Origin of the sequence: Nocardia sp. JCM 34519.1 (assembly GCF_020361265.1) — a bacterium.
GTDB classification, from domain to species: Bacteria; Actinomycetota; Actinomycetes; order Mycobacteriales; family Mycobacteriaceae; genus Nocardia; species Nocardia arthritidis_A.
This window is the reverse complement of sequence record NZ_JAIRBR010000001.1, coordinates 784,061-805,578: the sequence shown is the minus strand read 5'-3', so window position 1 is coordinate 805,578 and position 21,518 is coordinate 784,061. Positions and strand designations below refer to the sequence as shown.

Here is a 21,518-nt window from a genome sequence, read left to right as displayed (position 1 = left end):
GTGGTCACGCCGCAGATTTCCACCAGCAGCGAGCCGCTGGAGCTCACCGGGCCCACGCTCATCGCCGATCCGTATCCCGAATACGCCCGGCTGCGCGCCGATGGCGGGGTGCATTACTCGCGGCGATGGGACTGCTGGTTTGTCAGCAGATATGACCTGTGCCTCGAAATCTTCAATAACGCAGCGACTTTCGATGCGGTCGGGCAGCCGTTCCTGCGTATGCTGCAGGCGGCGGTGCGCGGCGGCGCGGTCTCGTGGCGGGTTCCGCATGCGCCGCAGGTGAATCCGGCGGATGCGGCGCGGCGTTCGGCGGGTCGCCGTACCACCGGACGGGCACTGTCCTCGGGCTTCGTCGATACGCTTTGGCCGGATTTCGAACGCGAATGTGCCGCTGCCGCAGCCGAACTCGGAAAATCGGCCGGCCCGGTGGATCTGATCCGAGATTATGCGGCGCCGTTGACGACTCGGCTGCTCGCCGGGCTGCTCGCCGTATCGGCCGCCGACTTTCCGCTATTCCAGGCGTGGACGGAATCCGGATACGAGGCCGGGGAGCAGGACGCGCAGGTGCGCCTGGCGCGCGAGATCCGCCGCCTGTTCGCGCGACAGGCGGTAGACCGGATGACCTCTCCGGTAGACGATTTCGTCGGATACCTCGCCGCGCACCCCGGTGAAATTCCGGGCCGCGACGGTGTCGGCGCGCACCTCGAATTCGTGCTCGGCACGGGGCTGATGATCTCGCTGGTCACCCATCAGGGTCTGGTGTTCAGCTTCGGCACGCTGATGAATGCCCTACTGCGCGAACAGGATTCGTATCGCGCGGTGCGTGCCGACCGGTCGTTGATCGCCGGTGCGGTCGAGGAGGGGCTGCGCTACGACACCTCGACCCAGGCGCTCGGCAGGCTGGCCAGGACCGACGCCGAGATCGGCGGGGTGACGATTCCGGCGGGCGCGCTCGTGGTGTGCCTGACCGGATCGGCGAATCGGGATGAGCGGCAGTGGACGGATGCGGGGCGGTTCGACATCCACCGGGATCCGCGGGCGGCCGCCCGCCATCTCGGGTTCGGTGTCGGTGCCACCTCGTGTCTGGGTGCGCTGATCTCCCGGCGGGCGCTCGGCCATCTGCTCGGCGCGCTCGTCGAATATGTCGCGGCTCCGGCGCCGCTCGCCGGTGCGCGGCCGTACGGCGAATTCATGACCCGGGGCTATCTGACCTTGCCGTGCAGGAGTGGGATATGACCGAAAAGACAACGCTGCCAAAGGGATTGGAGTGGTGGCCGGATACCGGTCAGTGGGTGGTGCGCACCCACGAACTCGCCGATATCGCGCTGCGTGATCCGCATATCGGCATGTCGCTCGATCCCGATCGGAGTTCCGTGCCGCTGCCCGCCGCCAACGACATTCCGACCATCGAGCAGTTCTTCGAGCTGTGGTACCGGCGCGGCGCCAATCATCCGGAATTCGGGCTGGAACTGCGCCGCGCCTACACTGCGGCGGCCCTGCGCCCCTTCGCATCCCGCTTCGATGCCATCGCCGCCGACCTGCGCCGCGGGCTGCCCGCCTTCGGCGATCTGGTACCGACGTTCATCACGCCATACGGCCTGCGCAGCACCTTCGACCTGATGGGGTTCGCCGAGCCGAGCCGGCCCGCGCTGACCAAGGCCTACCACGTGCTGATGTTCGTTCTGCGGCAACGGTTTCGGGGAGTATTGGCGCTGCCCGAGAAACATCTGGCGGCCTTCGCGGCGGCTCTGCGATGCCTGCGTGCGGCGCTGGCCGAGCCGCGACCGACACCGCTGATGGCCGCGCTGCGCCGCTATGCCGAGACGCACGACACCTCGGCATGGGCCGATGTCGCCACGATCGCCCAACTGCTCGCGGCGGGCGTGCCCCAAATCGGTACCGGCATAGGCGTTTCGGTGCGTGCGCTGTTCGGCGACCGAGAGCTGCTCGCTCGGGTGAAGGCCGGTGAATTCGATATCGAGCAGGTCGCCGAGGAGGCGATGCGCCTGGTGCCGCCGTTCCTGGTCGTCGCCGGTTGGGTGACCGAGCCCTGCGACTGCCTCGGCGTCCATCTGGATCCGAGAACACCTGTGCTGGTTGATATTCCGGCTGTCAACACCGATCCCACCCGGGTCGAGCGGCCGCTGGACTTCTGTCCGGCGCGCGGCCGTGCGGACAACATCACGTTCGGCAAGGGCACCCACTACTGCCTCGGTGCGACCAGCGCGCGGATCCAGGTCTGCGCGGCCTTGCGCGGCCTGCTGGACCTGGACCCGATGGTGGATCCCGCCGCGGTGCGGATCGATTACGACGGGTTCTCCCAATCGGTGCGATCGCTCCCATTCACCACGACAGGACGACTGATATGAGTGTGACCGAATATCTCGAGCTGATCGCCGCACCGGCCGATGACGACGTGGACGGGTGGCTCTACCCGACCGACGCGGAACTGCTCGGCGCCATCGACGACATCCAGGCACGCGCCGGAATTACCGGCGACATCCTGGAAATCGGTGCCTACCACGGCAAAAGCGCGATTCTGCTCGGCTATTTCGCGCGCCGCGGCGAATCGCTGATCGTCTGCGACCTGTTCGATTCCACGGCACAGGACGTGGACAACCGGAGCGAGAACGCGGCGTTCTATCCCGGATTGCGGCAGGCCGACTTCGAGCGCAACTATCTGCGTTTCCATCAGCGGCTGCCGATCGTGCACGCGCGGCCGTCGGCCGAACTCGCCGCGCTGGTGGCCGCCGGGTCGTGCCGTCTGGTGCACGTGGACGGCGGGCACACCTACGACATCGCGCATGCCGATATCCAGACCGCTCGGCGGCTGCTCGGCCCCGGCGGGGTGCTGGTCGTTGACGACTGGTCCAGCGCACACATTCCGGGCGTCGCCATGGCGTTCTGGTCGGAGTACCTGACCGGACGGCTGCTGCCGCTGGCGTTCACGAAGGGCAAGTTCTACGCCACCTGGGATCCCGGCGGCGTGACCGTCGAGCAGGTCGCGGCGGCGGTCGCCGACCGGGCCGCGCTGGCCACCGGTGACACGGTGCCGCTCGGCCCGCACCGGGCGCTCGGCGTGACGATGGCGCCGGATGCCTGGCGGGCCTACGCGGCGAGTCAGCGGGAGAAATATTCGAAGCTCTATTCCGGCAGTGGTGCGCCGGAGCAGATGGTGGGTTTCTGATGCGCTTCGCACTATCCAGCCATGCGAATCCGAGTCACCTGGTCGGTGTGCTCGCCGCGGCCCGCGCGGTCCGGGCCGCCGGTCACGATGTCGTCGTCGTATCGGGTCCGAGCGTGGCCGAGAAGATCGAGCGCGCGGGCTTCCCGATGGTGCCGGTGCCGAGCCTGATGTCCACCGACGAAATCATCGCCGCGCTCACGAACGGCACGCCGTGGCCGCGATCCGGTCCACCGGACCGGCCGCCCGCGCATCCGTTCATCACACCGTGGACCCACCAGCAGGCCGCCGATATCACCGATGCGCTGCGGCCGCTGGCGCCCGATTGCGTACTGCGCGATTCCACCGAACTCGGCGGGTATATCGCCGCGCAATGCCTCGGCGTGCCGCACGGCACCGTCGATATCGCACCGCTTTCGCCGTGCGCGGCACCCGGTGCGTTGGCCGAGCTCAACCAGTTGCGCGCCGGATTCGGCCTGCCCGAGGTGGACGATCCGTGGCATTCGGTGCGCTCGTTCCGGATCGGGCTGGTGCCCGCCGACTACTACCCGCCCGAGCTGCGGTGGCCGGAGGCGAACTACTACCAACCCTCCGTCGCGGACGAAGCGGCGGATGCCGAGCCGTGTCCGCTGCCGGCGGGCGACGGGCCGCTGGTGCTGGCCAGCCTGGGGATGAACGCACCCGTCTTCGATCAACGGGCGAGCGCGCTGCTGAACGCGATCATCACCGCGCTCGGCGAACTGCCGGTGACCGGTGTCGTCGCGCTCGGGATGGATCCGGACGGTTGGGCGGGCGCGCGCCCGGACAACGTCCGGCTGGAGTCGTTCGTGCCGCAGCGCGCGCTGCTGCGGCACTGCGGCCTGTTCATCACGCACGCCGGATTCAACGGTGTCCGTGAGGCATTCGGCGCGGGCGTCCCGATGGTCGCGGTACCGCTTTTCGGCGACCACCCGGCCAGCGCGCGCCGGCTCGGTGAGCTCGGGGTGGCCGCCGTCGTCGACCCGGCGGCAGCCACGGCGGACGCGATGCGTGCGGCGATCGGCCGGGTGCTCGACGATCCGGGCTTCCGCGACCGCGCCGCACGGCTGCGGCGGCGGATGGGCGAGCTGGCGCGCATGGACCGGATGCCCGACGACCTGCGCGCGCTCGTCGCCGGGACGGCGCCGGTCATCGGCAAGTGACGTGCAGTTACCTGAGGCAACGGAGGAGCCATGAGGGTTGGAGTAACCGGAGGAAACGGGTTCATCGGCACATATGTGTGCGAGGAACTGACACAGCGCGGGCATGAGCCCGTGGTGTTCGACCATCAGCGCCGCCCGCACGCGCGCTGGGAGGTGATGCTCGGCGATATCCGGGACGCGAGCGCGATGGTGGAGTTCGCCGCGCACTGCGACGCCGTCATCCATCTGGCCGCGGTGCTCGGCACGCAGGAGACGCTGAACAATCCGCGTCCGGCGGCGGAGACCAACCTCTTCGGCGGGTTGAACTTCCTCGAGTCGATCGCGCAGTACGACCTGCCCGGCGTGTACATCTGCGTGGGAAACCACTGGATGAACAACGCGTACTCGATCTCCAAGACGACCGTCGAGCGATTCGTCCGGATGTACAACCGGGACCGGGGCACCAAGGTCAACTGTGTGCGGGTGGTAAATGCTTACGGCCCAAGGCAATTGGCGGCCGCACCGTTCGGGTCCAGCAAGGTCCGCAAGATCACCCCCGCGGTGGTGTGCCGCGGGTTGTCCGGTATGCCGGTCGAGTTGTACGGCGGCGGGCGTCAGGTGTCGGACATGGTGTACGTCGGCGATGTCGCGCGGGCGTTGGTATCGGCGCTGGAGACGGCCGCGGCCGGGCGGGTGCTCGATGTGGTCGAGGTCGGGCCGGTCGAATCGACCACCATCCGGCAGATGGCCGAGCTGGCCATCGACCTGATCGTGGAACGCGGCTTCGACCGGGTGCCGATCGTCGACCTGCCGATGCGCCCCGGCGAGGATCCGACCACCCCGGTCTCCGCGGACACCCGGACGCTGCGTGCGGTCGGTATCGAACCCGACTCGCTGCGCGGGCTGGCCGACGGCCTCGCCGAGACGATCGACTGGTTCATCAAGACCGAGGGCGAGCACTGGAAGGCCCCGCACGGGCTCACCCGCGCGGCCTGAGGAAGGACGTACCCATGGCGCACCAGGACCTGTATCTGGACCTGCTGAAACGCGCGGTGACCGGCATGATCTACCGCGACCCGCCGATCGGCCCGGCTTGGGGGCCCGCCGTGCCGTTCGACGCGGCCGCGCGGATGGCGGGCCTGGATTGCCCGAGCCGGGCGCATACGATGGTCGGCTTCGCTCGGCTCGACAACCTCCGGGAGCTGACGGAATCGGTGCTGCGCGATGGCGTGCCCGGCGATTTCCTGGAGGCCGGGGTCGGCCGCGGCGGCGCGATGATCTTCCTGCGCGGTGTGCTCCGTGCTTACGGCGTCACGGACCGGACGGTATGGCTTGCCGATTCGTTTCAAGGTTTCCCGGAGCCGCCATCCGATACCGGATATCGGATGAGCGATGTATACGGTGACGCGAAATTAACCGCCGAACAGTACGAGCAGGCGGCCGCGCGGATGAAAGACGAATTTCTGAACGGTGGTTCGGAAGCGGATGTGCGGGATAATTTCCTGGCATACGACCTGCTCGACGAACAGGTGCGTTTCCTACCCGGTTGGCTGGCCGATACGCTGCCGAGCGCACCGGTCGAGCGGCTCGCGATCCTGCGGGTGGACAACGACCTTTACGAATCGACCAGGGCCACCCTGGAACACCTGTATCCGAAGGTCTCGCCGGGTGGATATGTGGTGGTGGACGACTATCACTTCCTGGACGAATGCCGGCTCGCGGTGCACGACTACCTGAAGAGCGCGGGCGAGCAGGAGCCCGAGCTGATCACCATCGATCAATGCGGGGTGTATTGGCGTAAGTGAATTGCCGGAGTGACATTGACGCAACGTCAATGTCACTCCGGTGGCGCGTTCTATCGATTTATTCCGAACTGTCAATACCCAATACTTTCTGCCACCGGCTCGATCTTGCAGTCAGGGGTTTTCGCACTATCGTTCCGATCTTCCGCTGGACGGTGGTCCGGAATTTGTGCCTACCCTTGCGTCGTGCAGATCATGCTGTTACTGTCTTGCTATTAATTGAGGTATTGAACGGAATTTCATACCCGGGGGTATGTGGGACGCGATGGTCGATGAATTTCGGTTTCGGCAATGAAAAAGATACCCCTGCACGCCGGATTGATGTATCTGCCCAACCTGCCCGCGGTGGAGTCCATGCTGAACTCCGATCCGAGGATCCGGGATCTGAGCGCCGCTTTGCGCGCCGGGAAGGTGGACGAGGCATCCGAGCGACTGAATTCGGCGTTGCGGGACACCGGTGTGACCGTTCGCATTCGGCGCGTCGATCCCGGATCGCAGTGGACGCTGGTCGCCGACGGGACCGAGCCCACGCTGGCGGAGGGTCTGTTCTGGCTCGCATATCTGGTGCACGCCGATGGCTGGCGCCGGGTGAAGACCTGCGCGGTGGGGACGTGTTCGAATTTATTCGTCGACAAGTCGAACGGCTGCATCCGGAAAATGTGCGAAACCCACCAGAGACGATCGCCGGACCGCGACGCGTCCGAATAAATATGACCGACGGACGTTGAAGGAGTATTCGTGGCCGACGATACCGGAGATGCGGCGTGTCTCGGGCTGCGGGAAATGGCAGCCGCGATAGCGCGACGCGAATTGAGTTCGCGTGATGCGGTATCTCGTTCACTCGAACGGATACAGGAAAGTCAGCGCGATCTGAATGCCTTCCGCATTGTCCGGGAACGGGCGCTGGCGGAGGCCGCCGAGGCGGATGCGCTGGCGGTCGCGGGCGAGCGGCCGCCGCTGCTCGGCGTCCCGATCGCGGTCAAGGACAATCTGCACGTCGCAGGTGAGCCGACGGCCTACGGATGCGCCGGTACGTTCCCGAGGCAATCGGCGGATTCGGCGGTTGTGCGGCGGCTGCGCGACGCGGGCGCCATCGTGGTCGGCAAAACGAATATGTGCGAGCTCGGCCGCTGGCCTTTCACCAGCGGTCCGGCATTCGGGGCCACCAGGAATCCGTGGAATCTCGACCGCACGCCCGGCGGATCCTCCGGTGGCAGCGCGGCGGCGGTGGCGGCCCGGCTGGTGCCCGCCGCGCTCGGCTCCGATGTCGGCGGATCGATTCGAATCCCCGCGGCATGGACGAATTCGGTCGGTATCAGGCCCACCAGGCCCGCCCGGGCGGAAATGCTGTCCGCCGCATTTCCCAGCGAGCTGAATATCGTCGGCCCATTGGCCAGGACGGTATCGGACGCGGCGCTACTGCTCGACATCATTCATCCGGAACGGGCGGCGGAAATCACGGTGCGCTCCCGCCGAATCGCCGTGGCTCGCCGAGCGATTTTCCCGCCGGGCCCCGCACCGCTGCACGCCGACATCGAGGCCGGTCTGCTGCGCATCGCGGCGGCGCTGCGCGGACTGGGGCACGAGGTATCCGACGCCGAGTTGCCGCAGGATTGGCTGGTCGGCCTGAACTTCTTCACGAGGGCGGCCAACCAGGCGGGCCGGGTCGCCGGTGCGCTCGCCGGGGCGGAACTGGACGAGCGCACGCGGGCATACACCCGATTCGGTTCGATCATCGGTCCGCTGGCCGCGCTCGCCGGGCGCACCGAATCGCGATCCGCGCGGAAGATCGGCGCGGTCTTCGAAACCTGCGATATCGTGCTCGCCCCGACCGTTCCGATTCCCGCACTTCCGGCCGACTGCATCGATATGCTGGACGATCCGGCAATGCGAACGGCGGTGATCACCGCATTTCAATACACGTGGCCGTGGAGCGTACTCGGTTGGCCGAGTATTTCGATTCCATGCGGCTTCGATTCGGATGACATACCGATCGGCGTGCAATTACTCGGCCCGCCCGGTTCCGATCAGCTGCTGATCTCGGTGGCCGGACAATTGGAGTCCGAGCTGCGCTGGGATCTGCGGTCACCGCCGTATCCGGTGCACAGCGTGGTCGCCTGAGTCAAATTCCGGTTCGATGAGAGCGGCGTGCGTACTCTCGTTACTCGAGGGGAGGAAAGGTGCTTGATATCAGCCTACTGGGAAATTTATCGGTACGTATCGACGGTCGGTCGATCGTGCCGTCCGCGGCCAAACCGCGCGTAATTCTGGCGCTGCTCGCCGCGAATGTCGACAGCGTGGTTTCGGTCGAATCGATCACGAACGAAATATGGGGTAATTCCGCCCCGCGCAGCGCGCGGACCGTGATCCAGAACTATATTATGGCGCTGCGGAAACTCGCCTCGCCGACCAATGGCGCAACGGTCAAGGAATATCTGCGAACCCATTCCGGCGGTTATATGCTCGCGGCGGAATCGGCGAGTGTGGATATGTATCGTTTCGACCGTGCGTCCTCGGCCGGGCATCGCGCTCGGGAAATGGGCGATCTGGAACAGGCGTCACAGCATTTCGCCGATGCCCTCGCGGTGTGGCGCGGCAGGCCGCTGGCCGATATCCGAGTCGGGAATACGCTCGGCATGTTGGCGGGCCGGCTGGAGGAGGCGCGGCTGAATGTGCTGGACCGCAAGGCGGAGGTCGATCTCCGCCTCGGCCGCCACCACGAGGTACTCGGCGACCTCACCAGCCTGGCCGGTCAATATCCGACGCACGAGGGGTTCTGCGCCCATCTGATGCTCGCGCTCTACCGGTCCGGCCGGCGACCGGAGGCCCTGCACGTCTATCGCAGATTGCGCACCAGGATGGTCGAGGATCAGGCGCTCGAACCATCGCCGACCCTGCGCCGGCTGCACAGCTCGATGCTCTCTGGCGACCGGACAACGGTCAGCAGCGGCATCCCATCCGATCTGGCCGCGAAGCCGTGGACGCTGCACGCCGAATCCGAGGTGTGAAAAGCCTTGCCGCACTGTTGGAAACGAGTCACAGCATGACCTATCCCTTTCACCGCGACGATCCATTTCTGCTGCCGGGAGAACTGTGCAGGCTGCGGGATGACTCGCCGGTCCCCGAGGTGAGGCTGCCGAGCGGCGAAACCGCCTGGGTGCTCACCCGCTACGCCGATATCCGCGCCGCGCTCCGGGACGATCGGCTGTCCCGGCGCCCGATCCGGGATCAGGCCCGAACGACCGCACCGGACGGATTCGATTTCGGCGCATCGATCGCCGAGCCGCCGGGCCACACCCGGTGGCGGCGGGTGATCACGCCGCTGTTCGGGCCGAAGCAGGCCGAGGATCTACGCGACCGGATCGGCGCGCTCACCGACCGGCTGCTCGACGAGTTCGCGGCGCTGGAGCAGCCCGCCGACCTGATGTCGGGTCTGGCCTTCCGGCTGCCGATCCGGGTTATCGCCGAATTGTTCGGGATGTCGGATGACGAATACGACCGGCTGGCCGAGTGGGCGAGCGGGCTGCGGAACACCGGCGGCTCGATGGCCGCCTTCGGCACCGCGATGGGTGCGCTCGGCGCGTTCGTGAACGAACTGGTCGAACGCCGCCGGGCCGATCCGGGGCGGGATCTGCTCAGCCAACTGCTCACCGGCGCACCCGATGACGAGGAACCGCTGACCCATCACGAGCTGGTGTCCACCGGGATCCTGCTGGTCGCCGCCGGATTCGAGACCGTGGCCATCCAGCTCGGCAATGCCTTCCTCGCGCTCTTCCGGTATCCGGAGCAGCGCGAGCGGTTGCGGGCCGAACCCGGCTCGATGGCGACCGCGGTCGAGGAGTGCCTGCGGTTTGCCCAAATCGGTTCGGGCTTCGCCGGGGCGGTGTACGCAACCACCGAGTTAACGATCGGCGGCGTCCGGATACCGGCCGGCGGCATGGTGTTCGTCCGGCCCGATCTGGCCAACCGGGATCCGGAACAGTTCAGCGATCCGGACCTTTTCGATGTCGGAAGGACCGAGGCCAGGCAGCATTTGACCTTCGGCGGCGGTCCGCACTTCTGCCTCGGCGCCGCGCTGGCGCGGGTGGAGTTGCAAGAGGGGATCGGCCGGGTGCTTCGGCGTTTTCCCGAGCTGAAGCTCGATCTCGATCCGACCGCTGTCGAGCTGGTGAGCACGCCGTTCAGCCACTACCCGCGCGCGTTGCCGGTGCGTTGGTGAGGTGCGAAGTCGGTACGGCGCAATAAGTATTCGGAGCCGAAGTGGCGAAATGCGTTGGGCCGCTCGGATAATTCCAGGTGGAGTAGTTTCGGGACAAGTGGCCGGTAACCCCTATGTGCTGTGGCCCCACTTCTAGGGGGTTGCTTTGTATTCACTATTCGTGACTTGCGGTTGACGTAACGTCAAGTGCAAGACTGTATTTAAATCGCGTGCTTCCGGTGGCAGATGACTGCTACTCTTCGGCTGCCGGTAGCTGGGGTTTGCTTCGGTTGACCTGCAAGATCTTTCGAATGATGGGTAAAGTGATCGTATTGGTACGGAAATTGACTGAACCTCCGCCGCTCCGGTAAGTTGGCCGTTTGCAACGAATTTCAGTATCATCGGGGCTGGTGCGATCCAGAGGCCATGCTTCAGAAGGGGAGTGCGGTCCAACGGATTTGCGATGAAGCCGCAAATGGATCGCAGTCCATCGGCGCATTCGATGAGAGTGGATTCGCTACCCGATCAGTGTTGCGGCAAAGCTCGTTACCGGTATTCCCTTGAACGGGATACCGGTGGTTGGTGTGCGGCTGCAGCTGCTTGTGGTCAGCTGCGGGAAAAGCCTCTGCCAGGCCATGCGAGCGAGGCATTGATGTTCAGTACACGGAAAGGATGACTCGAAGATGCCTCCGAAGAAGAAGAAGGTCAGCGTTGTCGTAACGCTCAACCTCGAGGCGGGCAATGCCGCCATGGTGGACCTCGGCAAGATGCTCGGCCCCACCGGCGTCAAGACCATCGATATCAAGAAGGAATACGATGCGGCGACCGCGCAGCAGCGCGGCGAGGTCATTCCGGCCGTTGTCACCGTATTCGAGGATCGCAGCTACGAGCTGCGGTTGAAGACGCCGCCCACCTCGTTCCTGATCCGCAAGGCGATCGGCGCGAACTCGGGTTCGGCCCGGCCCGGCAACGCCACCGTCGGCACGCTGACCGCCGAGCAGCTGAAGTCGATCGCGCAGCGAAAGATGGTCGACCTCAACACCGAATCGTTGGAAGCCGCCATGAAGACCGTCGCGGGCACCGCGCGGTCGATGGGCGTCAAGGTCGAGGCCTGAGCCTTCGGAAGTAGAAGCGGTCGGGGAACGATGGACGAGCTCTCTCGATGGGCCGCCGAAATTGTGCGGATCGCCACGACGGACAGTGCGGACGAACTCGGCAATGCGGCTCTGCGCCTGACTTCTTCGGTCACCGATGACGAACTGGTCGGTGTCATTTTCGAGCTGATTCGCGACTGCGGTCGATATCTCGCCGGCGATTCGAATGCCGACGCGCTGTTCGGCTTTCGCGCATCCACCGGAAATGGCGTGCCGGATGTCGATGATGTGCACCCGGCCATTCGTGCGGCGAGTCGTGCGTTGCTGTCCTCGATGAACGGCGACGACGACTCGGCGCGGCTGCACATTACGAATGTGGTGCGCATGGGTCACCCCTTCGAAAGCGCGGCCGTCGTCGCCCTGGCGGCATCGTGGCATGTCCAGGTGACCACCGCGTGCTGGCGGCCCGTCGGCGCGGCGCGGACCGAGGACGGGAATCGTCAATGACCTCTTGCTGTTCGAAATTCACGAAGCGAGCGTGAGCTCGGCCAACTCGCGCCAATCCGCTTGCCCGCCGACCCGGGTCGCCTCGGCGAATGCGATGTCGCCGAGGCGATTTCGCGCGTCATCGGCGATCCGGGCCACATCCGGTTGGGCGCGGTCCGGCATGCCGCGCACGCTGTCGCTCGCCGCGAGCAGCTGCGCGGCCTGCTCGTACCGGCCCTGGCGCAGCGCGAGATCCGCTATTCCGACCAACACCTGCGCGATCAGCGGCTGATAGCCGTCCTGGACGGCCCCACGGAACGCCTTGGTCCGGTATGCCCGAGCCTGTTCCAGATCTTGCGCGAGATAACCGTTCAGATCATTGATCCTGGCATCGACGCTGATGTTCTCGGCATCGCCCGAGATCGCCCGCACCACGGCGATTTGCTCATACGCCTCATCCGGCTCGCCGCGCCAGCGCGCCAACTCCGCCTGCACGAGCGCGAGGATGATGAGCGCGTCGGGCCAGACGATCTGTTCCGCGCACCGCTGCGCCTCGGCCATCGCGGACCTGCTGCGGGTCTCGTCACCGAGCAGCCAATACAGCTGCGCCTGGCGGGCCAGCGCACCCACCGCGTCCTCGGTCGCGCCCACCTCGGCCAGCGCCGCGATCGCCTCGTCGTAGTATTCGCACGCCCGCGCGAATTCACCGTGCAGCGCAAGATGATCGGCCAGCGAGATGAGTGCGAGCGAAATCCCCCATCGCTCACCGAGCGCGCGGAACTCGGCGAGGGCCAGTTCGATATCGGCCTCACCCTCCGCCTCATCGAGGCCGAGCCGGAGCCGGAACCGGCCGCGGTGCAGCCTGCCCTGCGCGCGCTGCCACGGATCGTCGTTGGTGAGCAGCGGCTCGTACGCGGCGGCGAACTCCATCGGCTCCCGCAGTATCACCTCGAACGGCGCGATGAAGCTCAGCAGCGGATGACCACCGTCGGTTCGTTCGGCCAACCGGTGCGCCTCATGGATCCATTTCTCCGCCTGCTCCGGTGCGCCGTATCCGGCGGTGACCAACAGTCCGACAAAGAAATACGCCATCGCCCGCACCGCATCGGGCACCTCGCCGGGCAGCGAGGCCGCCGCGATGCCCAACTCGGTGCCCTCGGCCTTGCGCCCGCTGAGCAGCCAGTACCAGCCCGCGGCCGCGACCAGGCGCATCGCCGCCGCGGCCCGCCCTTCGGCGATCGCGCGGCGCAGGGCGGCGGCGATATTCGCGTGGTCGGCCTCGAGCGTCGCCAACCATTCCAGTTGTCCGGCGCGGCGCAGGTGCGGGTCGGCCCGCTCGACCAGCTCGGTGAAGTAGATGAGGTGTGCCCGGCCGACCTGTTCGGCTTCCCCGGCCTCGGTAAGCCGGTGCGCCGCGTATTCCCTGATGGTGTCGAGCATTCGGTAGCGCGGCGCGCCACCGCCGTCCGCGAGTATCAGCGACTTCTCCACCAGCGCGGTCAGCAGTTCGAGCACCTGGTCGGAGCCGAATGTCTCGTCCGCGCAAATCCGTTCGGCCGCTTCCAGACTCGCTCCGCCGGTGAATACCGAGAGCCGCCGCAGGACGGCGCGCTCGGCCTCGCTCAACAGATCCCAACTCCAGTCCACTACCGCGCGCAAGGTTCGATGCCGGGGCAGCGCCGTGCGACTTCCGCTGTTCAACAGGCGGAATCGGTCATCGAGCCGGTCGGCGAGCTGATCGATGGACATGGTGCGCAGCCGGGCGGCGGCCAATTCGATCGCCAGCGGCATGCCGTCCAGCGCCCGGCAGATCCGCGCCATCGCGGATATGGCGGGCTCGTCGTCGGCGATATCCCGGCGCACCGCGCGGGCCCGGTCCCGCAGCAGCCGCACCGCGGGCGATGCACCGACCTCGGCGGAATCCGCACCCACCCTTGGCAATACGAGCGGCTCGACCTGCCACAGCACCTCGCCCGTTATGCCGAGCGGTTCCCGGCTCGTCGCCAGGATCCGCAGCCTGCGGCATTCGCCGAGTAGCCGGGCCGCGAATGTCGCGGCCGCCTCGATCACATGCTCGCAGTTGTCCAGAATGAGCAGCGCCATGCGGTCCCGGAGCGCGGCGACGAGCCGATCCACCGGGTCGGCGGCCGAGCCTCCGCCGAGCAATGCCTGGTCGCGCAGGCCGATCGCGGTGAGCGCGGCCTGCGCGACGTCACCGCCCGCGCGCACCGGCGCCAATTCCACCAGCCACGTGCCATCCGGAAGTTCGCCGAGCATCGTGCGCGCCGTCTCGGTGGCCAGCCTGGTCTTGCCCGAACCGCCCGGCCCGGTCAGGGTGACCAGCCGGTGCTCGGTGAGCAGATCGGAAACCGCGGCGATGGTGTCGTCCTCGCCGATGAAGCTGGTGAGCTCCGCGCGCAGATTCGTCCTGCGGCTCTCCGCCCGGCCGCCGATTTCGCCGCGCAGGAGCGCGGTATGCAGCGCGGAGAGTTCGGCCGACGGCTCGACACCCAACTCCTCGTCGAGCCGTTCACGCATCCGCTGGTAGGCGACCAGCGCCTCCGCACCGCGCCCCGCCTCGGCGAATGCGCGCATCAGCGCCGCGACGAAACCCTCCCGCAGCGGATACGCGGCGGTCAATTCCGTCAGCTCGGAGATCAGGTCCGCGCCGCGGCCGAGGCGAATATCCGCGTCGACCCGGTCGCCGAGCGCGGCGAGATGCAGCTCGTTCAACCGGGTGGCCGCCGCGTCGAATGGTTCGCTGCCCGGTAAGGCGATGTCCTGCAAGGCCGTTCCGCGCCACAGGCCCAATGCCTCGCGCAACAGCTCCGCCCGCGCCGGATCCTCCGCGGTGCGCGCTCGAGCGACCAACGACTCGAATCGGCTCACGTCGACCGCATCGGGCGTCACCGCAAGCCGGTACCCGCCGGACTCCGCCTCGATCGACCCGTCCGGCAACACCCTGCGCAGCCGAGATACCAAGGCTTGCACGGCATTCACCGCATCCGCCGGCGGCTCCTCACCCCAAATCCAATCCACCAGCCGCGCCCGTCCGACAACCCGCCCCGGCTCCAGCGCGAGCGCGGCCAACAACGCCCGCAACCGCGCACCCGAAACCTCCACCGGAACCCCATCCCCGGTCCGCACCTCAAAGGGCCCGAGCAGCCAAACACGCACCTCGCCATTCTGCCCCACCGTGTGCGGGCCGCACCTCGGCGTCGGTAGCACGGTCTACGATCCATCTGTCTTGGCGGGGCTCCTCGTTGTTCCCATTCGGTACGAGAAACGACTGAATAGTTGGGTCGTCGTTTGTTGGGTTTCTTCTGTTGGTAGCCCTCGAGTTCTCTGCCGCACGCGGAACATGAGGAGTATCAGGATGGAAGAAACCTTCGGCGCCGATGCCGGCGCGGCGGGGGAGCTCGACGCCCGAGCCGCTGCCGTCGCCTCAGGCGAGTTCATCGTCTACAACACCGAGGACGGCCGCACCGAGGTGCAACTTCGCACTGTAGATGGCACGGTCTGGCTCACGCAGCGTCAGATGGCGGAGCTGTTTGACAAGAGCGTGCCGACCATAAATGAGCACATCAAGACCATCTATGCAGATGGTGAGTGTGTGATGGAGGCAACTATTCGGAAATTCCGAATAGTTCGGTCGGAGGGCGGTCGCGAGGTCGAGCGCGAGATCGAGCACTACAACCTCGATGTCGTTCTCGCGGTGGGCTATCGTGTCCGTTCGCCGCGGGGCGTGCAGTTCCGGCGCTGGGCTACCACCGTGCTGCGCGAGTACCTGATCAAGGGTTTCGCGATGAACGACGCCCGGCTGAAGGAGCCGCAGGGCGTGGACTACTTCGACGAGCTCCTTGCGCGGATCCGGGACATTCGGGCTTCTGAGAAGCGGTTCTATCAGAAGGTCAAAGAGGTCTTTTCCGCCTCCGCCGTCGACTACGACCCGAAAGCAGTTGTCGCCCAGACCTTCTTCAAGACGATCCAGAACAAACTCTTGTTCGCGGTGTCCGGGCGCACCGCGGCGGAGATCATCGTGGATCGCTGCGATGTAGGCAAGCCGAATATGGGCCTGACCAGTTGGAAGGGAAGCATCGTCCGGAAGGGTGATGTAGATATCGCCAAGAACTACTTGGCGGAGAAGGAGATTGGCGATCTCAATCGGCTCACCACGATGTTCCTCGACTTCGCCGAGGATCGGGCCGCGCGACGCGAGCCGATCACCATGGCGGACTGGGTGACGCAGACCGATCGATTCCTCCAGTTCTATGAGCGCAGCGTGCTGCGGAATGCGGGCTCCGTCTCGGCCGACGAGGCCAAGCGGATTTCCGGGGAACGCTGGGAGCAGTTCGATCTGCGGCGTCGCGAGATCGAGAACGAAGCAGATGACGTCGAAGTCCTGGAAACTGTGCAACGTGAGATCGAGAGGCGCTCAAAATAGCTCGCGCGCAGTGCAGCCCGGGTCTGACCGCGGAATCCGACTGCGGCATAACTCGATCCGGTCAGACGCGGTCGGTGAGTTCGGGTAGGTGGGGGACCGAGGCGACCAGGTGGCGGGTGTAGGCGTGTTGGGGGGTTTGGAGGACCGAGTCGGCGTTGCCGGATTCGACTATGCGGCCGTCTTTCATGACGACCACTCGGTCGGCTATGTGGTGGACTACGCCGAGGTCGTGGGAGATGAAGAGGAGGGCGGTGCCGAATTCCGCTTGGAGTTCGGCGAGCAGGTCGAGGATTTGGGCCTGTACGGAGACGTCGAGGGCGGATACCGGTTCGTCGGCGACGATCAGGGCGGGGTTGGGGGCGAGGGCGCGGGCGATGGCGACCCGTTGCCGCTGCCCGCCGGAGAGGGTGCGGGGGTGGCGGTCGAGGAGGTCGCGGTCGAGTCGCACCGCATCGAGTAGTTCTCGGACCCGGGCGGTCCGGTCGCGCCCGCGGACGCCGATGGTGTCCAGGCTTTCGCCGATGATGCGTTCCACGGTGTAACGGGGGTCGAACGAACTCAACGGGTCCTGCGCGATGAGCTGCGCGGTGCCGCGCAGGCGGCGCAGTCGACTTTCGGAATATTCGCTCCACGGTTCGCCGTCGACGACGACACGGCCGGCGGTCGGCGCGATGAGGCTCAACGCCATTCGCGCGGTCGTCGTCTTCCCGGAGCCCGATTCGCCTACTATCCCGAGGGTTTCGCCGGCGAACAGGTCGAAATCGATCTCGTCGACCACGGTTCGCGCGGCCGGTCCGGAACCGTAGGTCTTGCGAAGCTGCTGCACGGACAACACGATTCGGGTGTCGTCGACCCGGCGCGGCGGCAGCGGCCGGCGCTCGGAATCGGACAGCGCCGTACCGCGCGACGACGCCGACGGCACGGCCGCGAGCAGTCCCCGCGTATACGGATGCGCCGGTCGCATCAGTACGTCGCGGGTGTTTCCGTGTTCGACGATCTCGCCGTCCTTCAGCACCAGCACTCGGTCGGCCAATTCGGCGACCACCGCGAGATCGTGGCTGATCAGCAGCAGCGCGTTACCCGAATCCTTGCGCTGCCCAAGCAGTTCCAGAATCTGGCGCTGCACGGTGACGTCGAGTGCGGTGGTCGGTTCATCGGCGATGATCAGTGGGGGATCGCCCGCGATGGCCGCCGCGATGAGCGCCCGCTGACGCAGGCCGCCGGACAGTTCGTGCGGGTATTGCCGCAGCCGCAGTTCGGGTTCCGGGACCCCGACCGAGTCGAGCAGTCGCACGCTGCGCTCGGTGATCGCCCGCCCACGCAGGTCGGTGAGCGCCCGCTGCGCCTCGGATAGCTGCTGTCCGATCCGGCGCAGCGGATCCAGTGATACGAGCGCGTCCTGGAGTACGAAACCTATTTTGCTGCCCCGCATTCGGCGCCACTGGCGCTCTCGATAGGTGCGGGCGTCCTGTCCGAAGAGCTCGAGGCGGTCCGCGCGCACGACGGCACCGGATCCGGAGAGACCGACCAATGCCCTTGCGGTGACGGACTTTCCGGAACCGGACTCACCGACGATCGCGACGGCCTCGCCCGGATCGATATGCAGATCGATGCCTTTCACGACCTCCTTCGCCGGAAAACCGATGCGCAGGTTGGTGATCGAGACCAGGCTCACGCCATATCCTTTCGAGCCGACGGACCCATCACGCCCGCGACCTTCCGTCGTAGTGCCGTTGCCAGTGCCGCCCGAGCGAACTCAGTGCGACGACCGTCGCGGTGACGGCCACGCCGGGAAGTACCGCGATCCACCAGGCATTGCGGAGATAGTTGCGCCCCTCCGCGAGCATCGAACCCCATTCCGGCGCAGGCGGTTTCGGCCCCATCCCGAGAAAGCTCAGTCCGGCGGCGCCGAGGATCGCGGTACCGAGACCGATAGTGGCGAGTATCGGCACCTGAGCGACCGCGTGCGGCAGAATATGGCGTCGCACCAACGTAATTCGGGTGAGCCCGAAGGTTCGTGCCTGTTCGACATAGCCGGATTCCCGCACGACGAGCGTCTGAGCCCGCACCACCCGGGCGAACCGCGGAATCGATGCGATGCCGAGTGCGCAGATCAGGTTCGTGGTCCCGGGACCGGTGAACGAGATGAGCACCAGTGCCAGCAGCAGATCCGGGAATGCGGAGACCACGTCGAGGAATCGGGTGATCAGTTCGTCGACCGGTCCGCGGGTGAGCCCGGCGACCAGTCCGAGCGCGGTCCCGGCGACGACCGCGATGGCGATCGCGGTGATCCCGATGAGCAGCGAGTAGCGCGCACCGTTGACGACGCGCGTGAAGACGTCGCGCCCGAGGTGATCCGTCCCGAACCAGTGTCGCGGGCCGGGCGGAAGCTGCGCCGCGAGCGGATCGGCCGCGAGCGGATCGTGCGCGGTCAGCAGCGAGGGCGCGATCACCGCGATCGCGATCACCACCAGCACCAGCGCCGCGGCGGCGACACCGGCCGGAATTCGGAAGGTGCGCAGAATGATTCGACGAGTGGTCGGCCTCAACCCTGCTCACCTCGCCGGGATCCGGTGCGCAGCCGTGGGTCGAGCAGGAGTCCGAGCAGGTCGACGATCGTGCTCAGCACGACATAGACCAGCGCGGACAGCATCGCCACGGCCAGCACGACGGGGAGGTCTTTCGCCAGTACGGCATCGACGGTCACCCTGCCGAGTCCCGGTCGGCCGAAGACCGCCTCGGTCACCACCGCACCGCCGAGCAGGCCGCCGACCAACCAGCCGGTCAACGTCACCGCGGGTACGGCCGCATGGCGCAATCCATGGCGCAGCCGCAGCGCGCTCTCGCTGACCGACCAGGATCGCACCGTCAGCGCGAACGGTTCTTCCAGCGCCCGCTCCAATCCGTCGCGCAGCACCTGCGAGATGACAGCGCCGAGCGGCAATCCGAGTGCCAGAGCCGGAAGCACAAGCGAGGCAAGCCCTTTGCTCCCAGCCACCGGAAAAAGCTTGAGTTGGAAGCTGAAAACCGCGAGCAGGACGATGCCCAACCAGAACGACGGAGTCGAAACGAGCGTCAGCTCAACGGCATTCGCCAACGCCCTGGACCGTCGCCGGTGTGCCGTCGTCGCCGCGACGACCACCGCGAATACCACCGCCACCAGCAGAGCGGCCGCGGTGAGCGTCAAGGTCGGTGCGGCCTGCGCGGCGAGGATTCCCGATACCGGCTTGTGCAGGATGTAGGAACGCCCGAAATCGCCGTGCGCACAATTCCACAGATAGCGGAGATACTGCACGACGACCGGATCGTTCAGCCCCCATTCGGCGCGGATGGCCGCCTCCAGTTCCGGGGTGCGCCGCTGTTCGCCCACCAACAGGTCGACGGTATCGCCCGGCGCGAGCCGAAGGCTGACGAAAGACAGGCTCGCCGCGCCCCACAGCACGCCGAATCCGGACAACACCCGGAGTAGGACGCGTTTCCCGATCGCGCGGTGCGCGTATAACCGAATATCCGTGACGACGGCATCGCTAACCACGGTCGACCCAAATGTCGTATGCGCTTTCCGGGAACCGGTGATACGGCCGGAAACCGGCGCCGTGCACGCGAGTGGCGGATGCGATCTCGTTTTCGGGCTGGTAGAGCGGCAGCGCATATCCCTTGTCGACGAGTACGAACCGCTGCAAACGCGCGTATTGTCCGGCGCGCTCACCCGTATTCTGTGTCGCGGCAGCGGCTTTCAACCATGTGGTCAGTTCGGGATCCGTGGCGCGGCTGTAATTGAGGGTGCCGAATGTCGCGGCCGGGTACCAATGATTTTCGATATCGATACCGCCGGTCAGCGTGTCGGAGTTGGCGACCGAACCGTAACTGCTGTCCTTGCGGCGGTCGGCGTAGGTGCCCGCGTCGACCAGGGAGATGGCTAGATCGATTCCGGCGTTCTGCCTGGCCTGGGCCTGGATCGCCTGCAACAGCACCTCGCGCTGATCGCGGACGGTGGACTGCGCCTGAACCACCTCGATGGTGAGCCGCTGACCGTTCTTGGTGCGGAATCCCTTGTCGTCCCGGGCCGTCCAACCGGCCTCGTCGAGGAGACGGTTCGCGGCGTCCTTATCGTTTCCGTAGGACCGCTCGATGCTCTTGTCGTAGAACACCGCGTCGTCGGGGGAGGTGATGCCCCAGCCCCGCGTGCGCTCGCCGCGGTATATCGACCGCAGTACCGCGTCGACGTCGACGGAGTCGATCAACGCCTTGCGGACCTTTTCGTCGGTCGCCGGACCGTAGGTCGAATTGAGGTACAGGGAATAGGGGCTCCCGGCATTCAGCGCATGCTGATAGGTGAATTCGGGGTTGTTTTCGAACAGTCCGGCGTCATTTCCGGAAATGCCTTCGATGATATCGACCTGCCCGGAGGTGAGTGCCCCGGTGCGCACCGATGATTCGGGCAGGAACCGGTAGGTGATTTCATCGAGGTAGGCGGGGCCCTGATGTTTGGCATTCCGCGGCGCCCAGTTGTAATCCGGATTCTTCCGGAAGTGGATTTCCTGCCCCTTGGTGTAGCGGTCGAGTATGAATGGTCCGGTACCGGCGATCTCCGGGCCACCGGATTTCAACTGCGGTGAATCGAATGCCGCGGGGGAGATGATATCCAGCGTGCCCGCATAGTCGAGGAACGGCGAATAGACATTCTTCAACGTCAGCACCAGCGTTCGCGTGTCCCGCGCGACCGCCGTATCGAGATTGGACAGCGGACCCGATCCGAAACCGCCCGAATACGCCGGATCCTTCATCCTGGTGAAGTTGAGGGCGACCGCCGCGGCGGTCAGCGGATTGCCGTCGGTGAATCGCACGCCATCCCGCAGCGTGAAGGTGTATGTCAGGCCGTCGGGGGATATCTCGTAGCCGTCGGCCAGCCATGGCACGACCCCGCCGTCCGCGGTCCGCTGCAGCAGTGATTCGTAGACGTTGCGGAGCAGCAGTCGCGTATTGCCCTGGCCGTTCAGATGCGGATTGAGCGTGGTCGGCTCGGTCTCGACACCCCAGGTCAACGATCCACCGCTGACCGGTTGCGCCGATTGGTGCGCCGAGGTGTCCGAACCGCCGCATGCGGTCACCAATGCGAGCACGGCCGTTGCCGATGCGAGAGCCATTAT

Annotated in this window: 18 protein-coding genes; 13 read left to right on the top strand and 5 right to left on the bottom strand. The window is 66.2% G+C overall.

Features of this window, described 5'->3' with window-relative positions:
* The 12 genes from LGY53_RS44050 to LGY53_RS03815 all read left to right on the top strand — a co-directional run bounded on the left by LGY53_RS44050 (nt 1) and on the right by LGY53_RS03815 (nt 11,945).
* Nucleotides 1-1,236, top strand: a complete 1,236-nt coding sequence (locus LGY53_RS44050) for a cytochrome P450 (RefSeq protein WP_225725223.1) — start codon at nt 1-3, stop codon at nt 1,234-1,236.
* Nucleotides 1,233-2,369, top strand: a complete 1,137-nt coding sequence (locus LGY53_RS03865; protein ID WP_225725222.1) for a cytochrome P450 — start codon at nt 1,233-1,235, stop codon at nt 2,367-2,369. The genes LGY53_RS44050 and LGY53_RS03865 overlap by 4 nt, the downstream gene beginning before the upstream one ends.
* Nucleotides 2,366-3,187 carry a class I SAM-dependent methyltransferase gene (locus LGY53_RS03860; protein WP_225725221.1) on the top strand — a complete coding sequence of 274 codons (822 nt, stop codon included), beginning with the start codon at nt 2,366-2,368 and terminating at the stop codon, nt 3,185-3,187. Before LGY53_RS03865 ends, LGY53_RS03860 begins: the two co-directional genes overlap by 4 nt.
* Nucleotides 3,187-4,365 (top strand): glycosyltransferase, encoded by a 1,179-nt coding sequence (locus LGY53_RS03855; protein WP_225725220.1) that lies wholly within the window; start codon nt 3,187-3,189, stop codon nt 4,363-4,365. Before LGY53_RS03860 ends, LGY53_RS03855 begins: the two co-directional genes overlap by 1 nt.
* Nucleotides 4,366-4,395: 30 nt before the next feature.
* Complete coding sequence (locus LGY53_RS03850; RefSeq protein ID WP_225725219.1) at nt 4,396-5,340, top strand: NAD(P)-dependent oxidoreductase; 945 nt, start codon at nt 4,396-4,398, stop codon at nt 5,338-5,340.
* 14 nt (nt 5,341-5,354) lie between these two features.
* Nucleotides 5,355-6,149, top strand: coding sequence for a TylF/MycF/NovP-related O-methyltransferase (locus tag LGY53_RS03845; protein ID WP_225725218.1), 795 nt, complete (start codon nt 5,355-5,357; stop codon nt 6,147-6,149).
* Between the two features lie 288 nt (nt 6,150-6,437).
* Nucleotides 6,438-6,854, top strand: a complete 417-nt coding sequence (locus LGY53_RS03840; RefSeq protein ID WP_225725217.1) for a hypothetical protein — start codon at nt 6,438-6,440, stop codon at nt 6,852-6,854.
* Between the two features lie 30 nt (nt 6,855-6,884).
* Nucleotides 6,885-8,267, top strand: coding sequence for an amidase family protein (locus LGY53_RS03835; protein ID WP_225725216.1), 1,383 nt, complete (start codon nt 6,885-6,887; stop codon nt 8,265-8,267).
* Nucleotides 8,268-8,326: 59 nt separating this feature from the next.
* Nucleotides 8,327-9,154, top strand: coding sequence for an AfsR/SARP family transcriptional regulator (locus tag LGY53_RS03830; RefSeq protein ID WP_225725215.1), 828 nt, complete (start codon nt 8,327-8,329; stop codon nt 9,152-9,154).
* Nucleotides 9,155-9,189: 35 nt separating this feature from the next.
* A complete protein-coding gene (locus LGY53_RS03825; RefSeq protein ID WP_225725214.1) occupies nt 9,190-10,365 on the top strand; it encodes a cytochrome P450 in 1,176 nt (391 codons plus the stop codon).
* 662 nt (nt 10,366-11,027) lie between these two features.
* Nucleotides 11,028-11,459 carry a 50S ribosomal protein L11 gene (gene rplK / locus LGY53_RS03820; protein WP_167477785.1) on the top strand — a complete coding sequence of 144 codons (432 nt, stop codon included), beginning with the start codon at nt 11,028-11,030 and terminating at the stop codon, nt 11,457-11,459.
* Nucleotides 11,460-11,489: 30 nt separating this feature from the next.
* A complete protein-coding gene (locus LGY53_RS03815; protein WP_225725213.1) occupies nt 11,490-11,945 on the top strand; it encodes a hypothetical protein in 456 nt (151 codons plus the stop codon).
* An 18-nt stretch (nt 11,946-11,963) separates the two neighbouring features.
* Here LGY53_RS03815 and LGY53_RS03810 read toward each other — a convergent pair whose 3' ends face one another.
* Nucleotides 11,964-15,101 (bottom strand): BTAD domain-containing putative transcriptional regulator, encoded by a 3,138-nt coding sequence (locus LGY53_RS03810; protein ID WP_225725212.1) that lies wholly within the window; start codon nt 15,099-15,101, stop codon nt 11,964-11,966.
* Nucleotides 15,102-15,300: 199 nt separating this feature from the next.
* On the opposite strand from LGY53_RS03810, the gene LGY53_RS03805 reads away from it, so the two are divergent.
* Nucleotides 15,301-16,368 carry a virulence RhuM family protein gene (locus LGY53_RS03805; RefSeq protein WP_225725211.1) on the top strand — a complete coding sequence of 356 codons (1,068 nt, stop codon included), beginning with the start codon at nt 15,301-15,303 and terminating at the stop codon, nt 16,366-16,368.
* A 61-nt stretch (nt 16,369-16,429) separates the two neighbouring features.
* On the opposite strand, the gene LGY53_RS03800 is transcribed toward LGY53_RS03805, so the two are convergent.
* From LGY53_RS03800 to LGY53_RS03785, 4 genes are read right to left on the bottom strand one after another with little or no spacing between them, the layout of a single operon-like run.
* Entirely contained in the window at nt 16,430-18,043 is a 1,614-nt protein-coding gene (locus LGY53_RS03800; RefSeq protein ID WP_225725210.1) for an ABC transporter ATP-binding protein, read from the bottom strand.
* Nucleotides 18,044-18,071: 28 nt separating this feature from the next.
* Nucleotides 18,072-18,917 (bottom strand): ABC transporter permease, encoded by an 846-nt coding sequence (locus tag LGY53_RS03795; RefSeq protein WP_225725209.1) that lies wholly within the window; start codon nt 18,915-18,917, stop codon nt 18,072-18,074.
* Entirely contained in the window at nt 18,914-19,903 is a 990-nt protein-coding gene (locus LGY53_RS44045; RefSeq protein WP_225725208.1) for an ABC transporter permease, read from the bottom strand. The genes LGY53_RS03795 and LGY53_RS44045 overlap by 4 nt, the downstream gene beginning before the upstream one ends.
* The gene (locus LGY53_RS03785; protein WP_225725207.1) at nt 19,896-21,515 is read right to left on the bottom strand and encodes an ABC transporter substrate-binding protein; all 1,620 of its coding nucleotides are present in this window, start codon (nt 21,513-21,515) and stop codon (nt 19,896-19,898) included. Before LGY53_RS03785 ends, LGY53_RS44045 begins: the two co-directional genes overlap by 8 nt.
* Nucleotides 21,516-21,518: the final 3 nt, after the last annotated feature.

Excerpts from the sequence above, each read along its gene's own strand:
- LGY53_RS03815 (WP_225725213.1), top strand. The coding sequence starts at position 11,490 with ATGGACGAGCTCTCTCGATGGGCCGCCGAAATTGTGCGGATCGCCACG.
- LGY53_RS03855 (WP_225725220.1), top strand. The coding sequence starts at position 3,187 with ATGCGCTTCGCACTATCCAGCCATGCGAATCCGAGTCACCTGGTCGGT.
- LGY53_RS03825 (WP_225725214.1), top strand. The coding sequence starts at position 9,190 with ATGACCTATCCCTTTCACCGCGACGATCCATTTCTGCTGCCGGGAGAA.
- LGY53_RS03860 (WP_225725221.1), top strand. The coding sequence starts at position 2,366 with ATGAGTGTGACCGAATATCTCGAGCTGATCGCCGCACCGGCCGATGAC.
- LGY53_RS03845 (WP_225725218.1), top strand. The coding sequence starts at position 5,355 with ATGGCGCACCAGGACCTGTATCTGGACCTGCTGAAACGCGCGGTGACC.
- LGY53_RS03805 (WP_225725211.1), top strand. The coding sequence starts at position 15,301 with ATGGAAGAAACCTTCGGCGCCGATGCCGGCGCGGCGGGGGAGCTCGAC.
- LGY53_RS03840 (WP_225725217.1), top strand. The coding sequence starts at position 6,438 with ATGAAAAAGATACCCCTGCACGCCGGATTGATGTATCTGCCCAACCTG.
- LGY53_RS03850 (WP_225725219.1), top strand. The coding sequence starts at position 4,396 with ATGAGGGTTGGAGTAACCGGAGGAAACGGGTTCATCGGCACATATGTG.
- LGY53_RS03865 (WP_225725222.1), top strand. The coding sequence starts at position 1,233 with ATGACCGAAAAGACAACGCTGCCAAAGGGATTGGAGTGGTGGCCGGAT.
- rplK (WP_167477785.1), top strand. The coding sequence starts at position 11,028 with ATGCCTCCGAAGAAGAAGAAGGTCAGCGTTGTCGTAACGCTCAACCTC.
- LGY53_RS03785 (WP_225725207.1), bottom strand. The coding sequence starts at position 21,515 with ATGGCTCTCGCATCGGCAACGGCCGTGCTCGCATTGGTGACCGCATGC.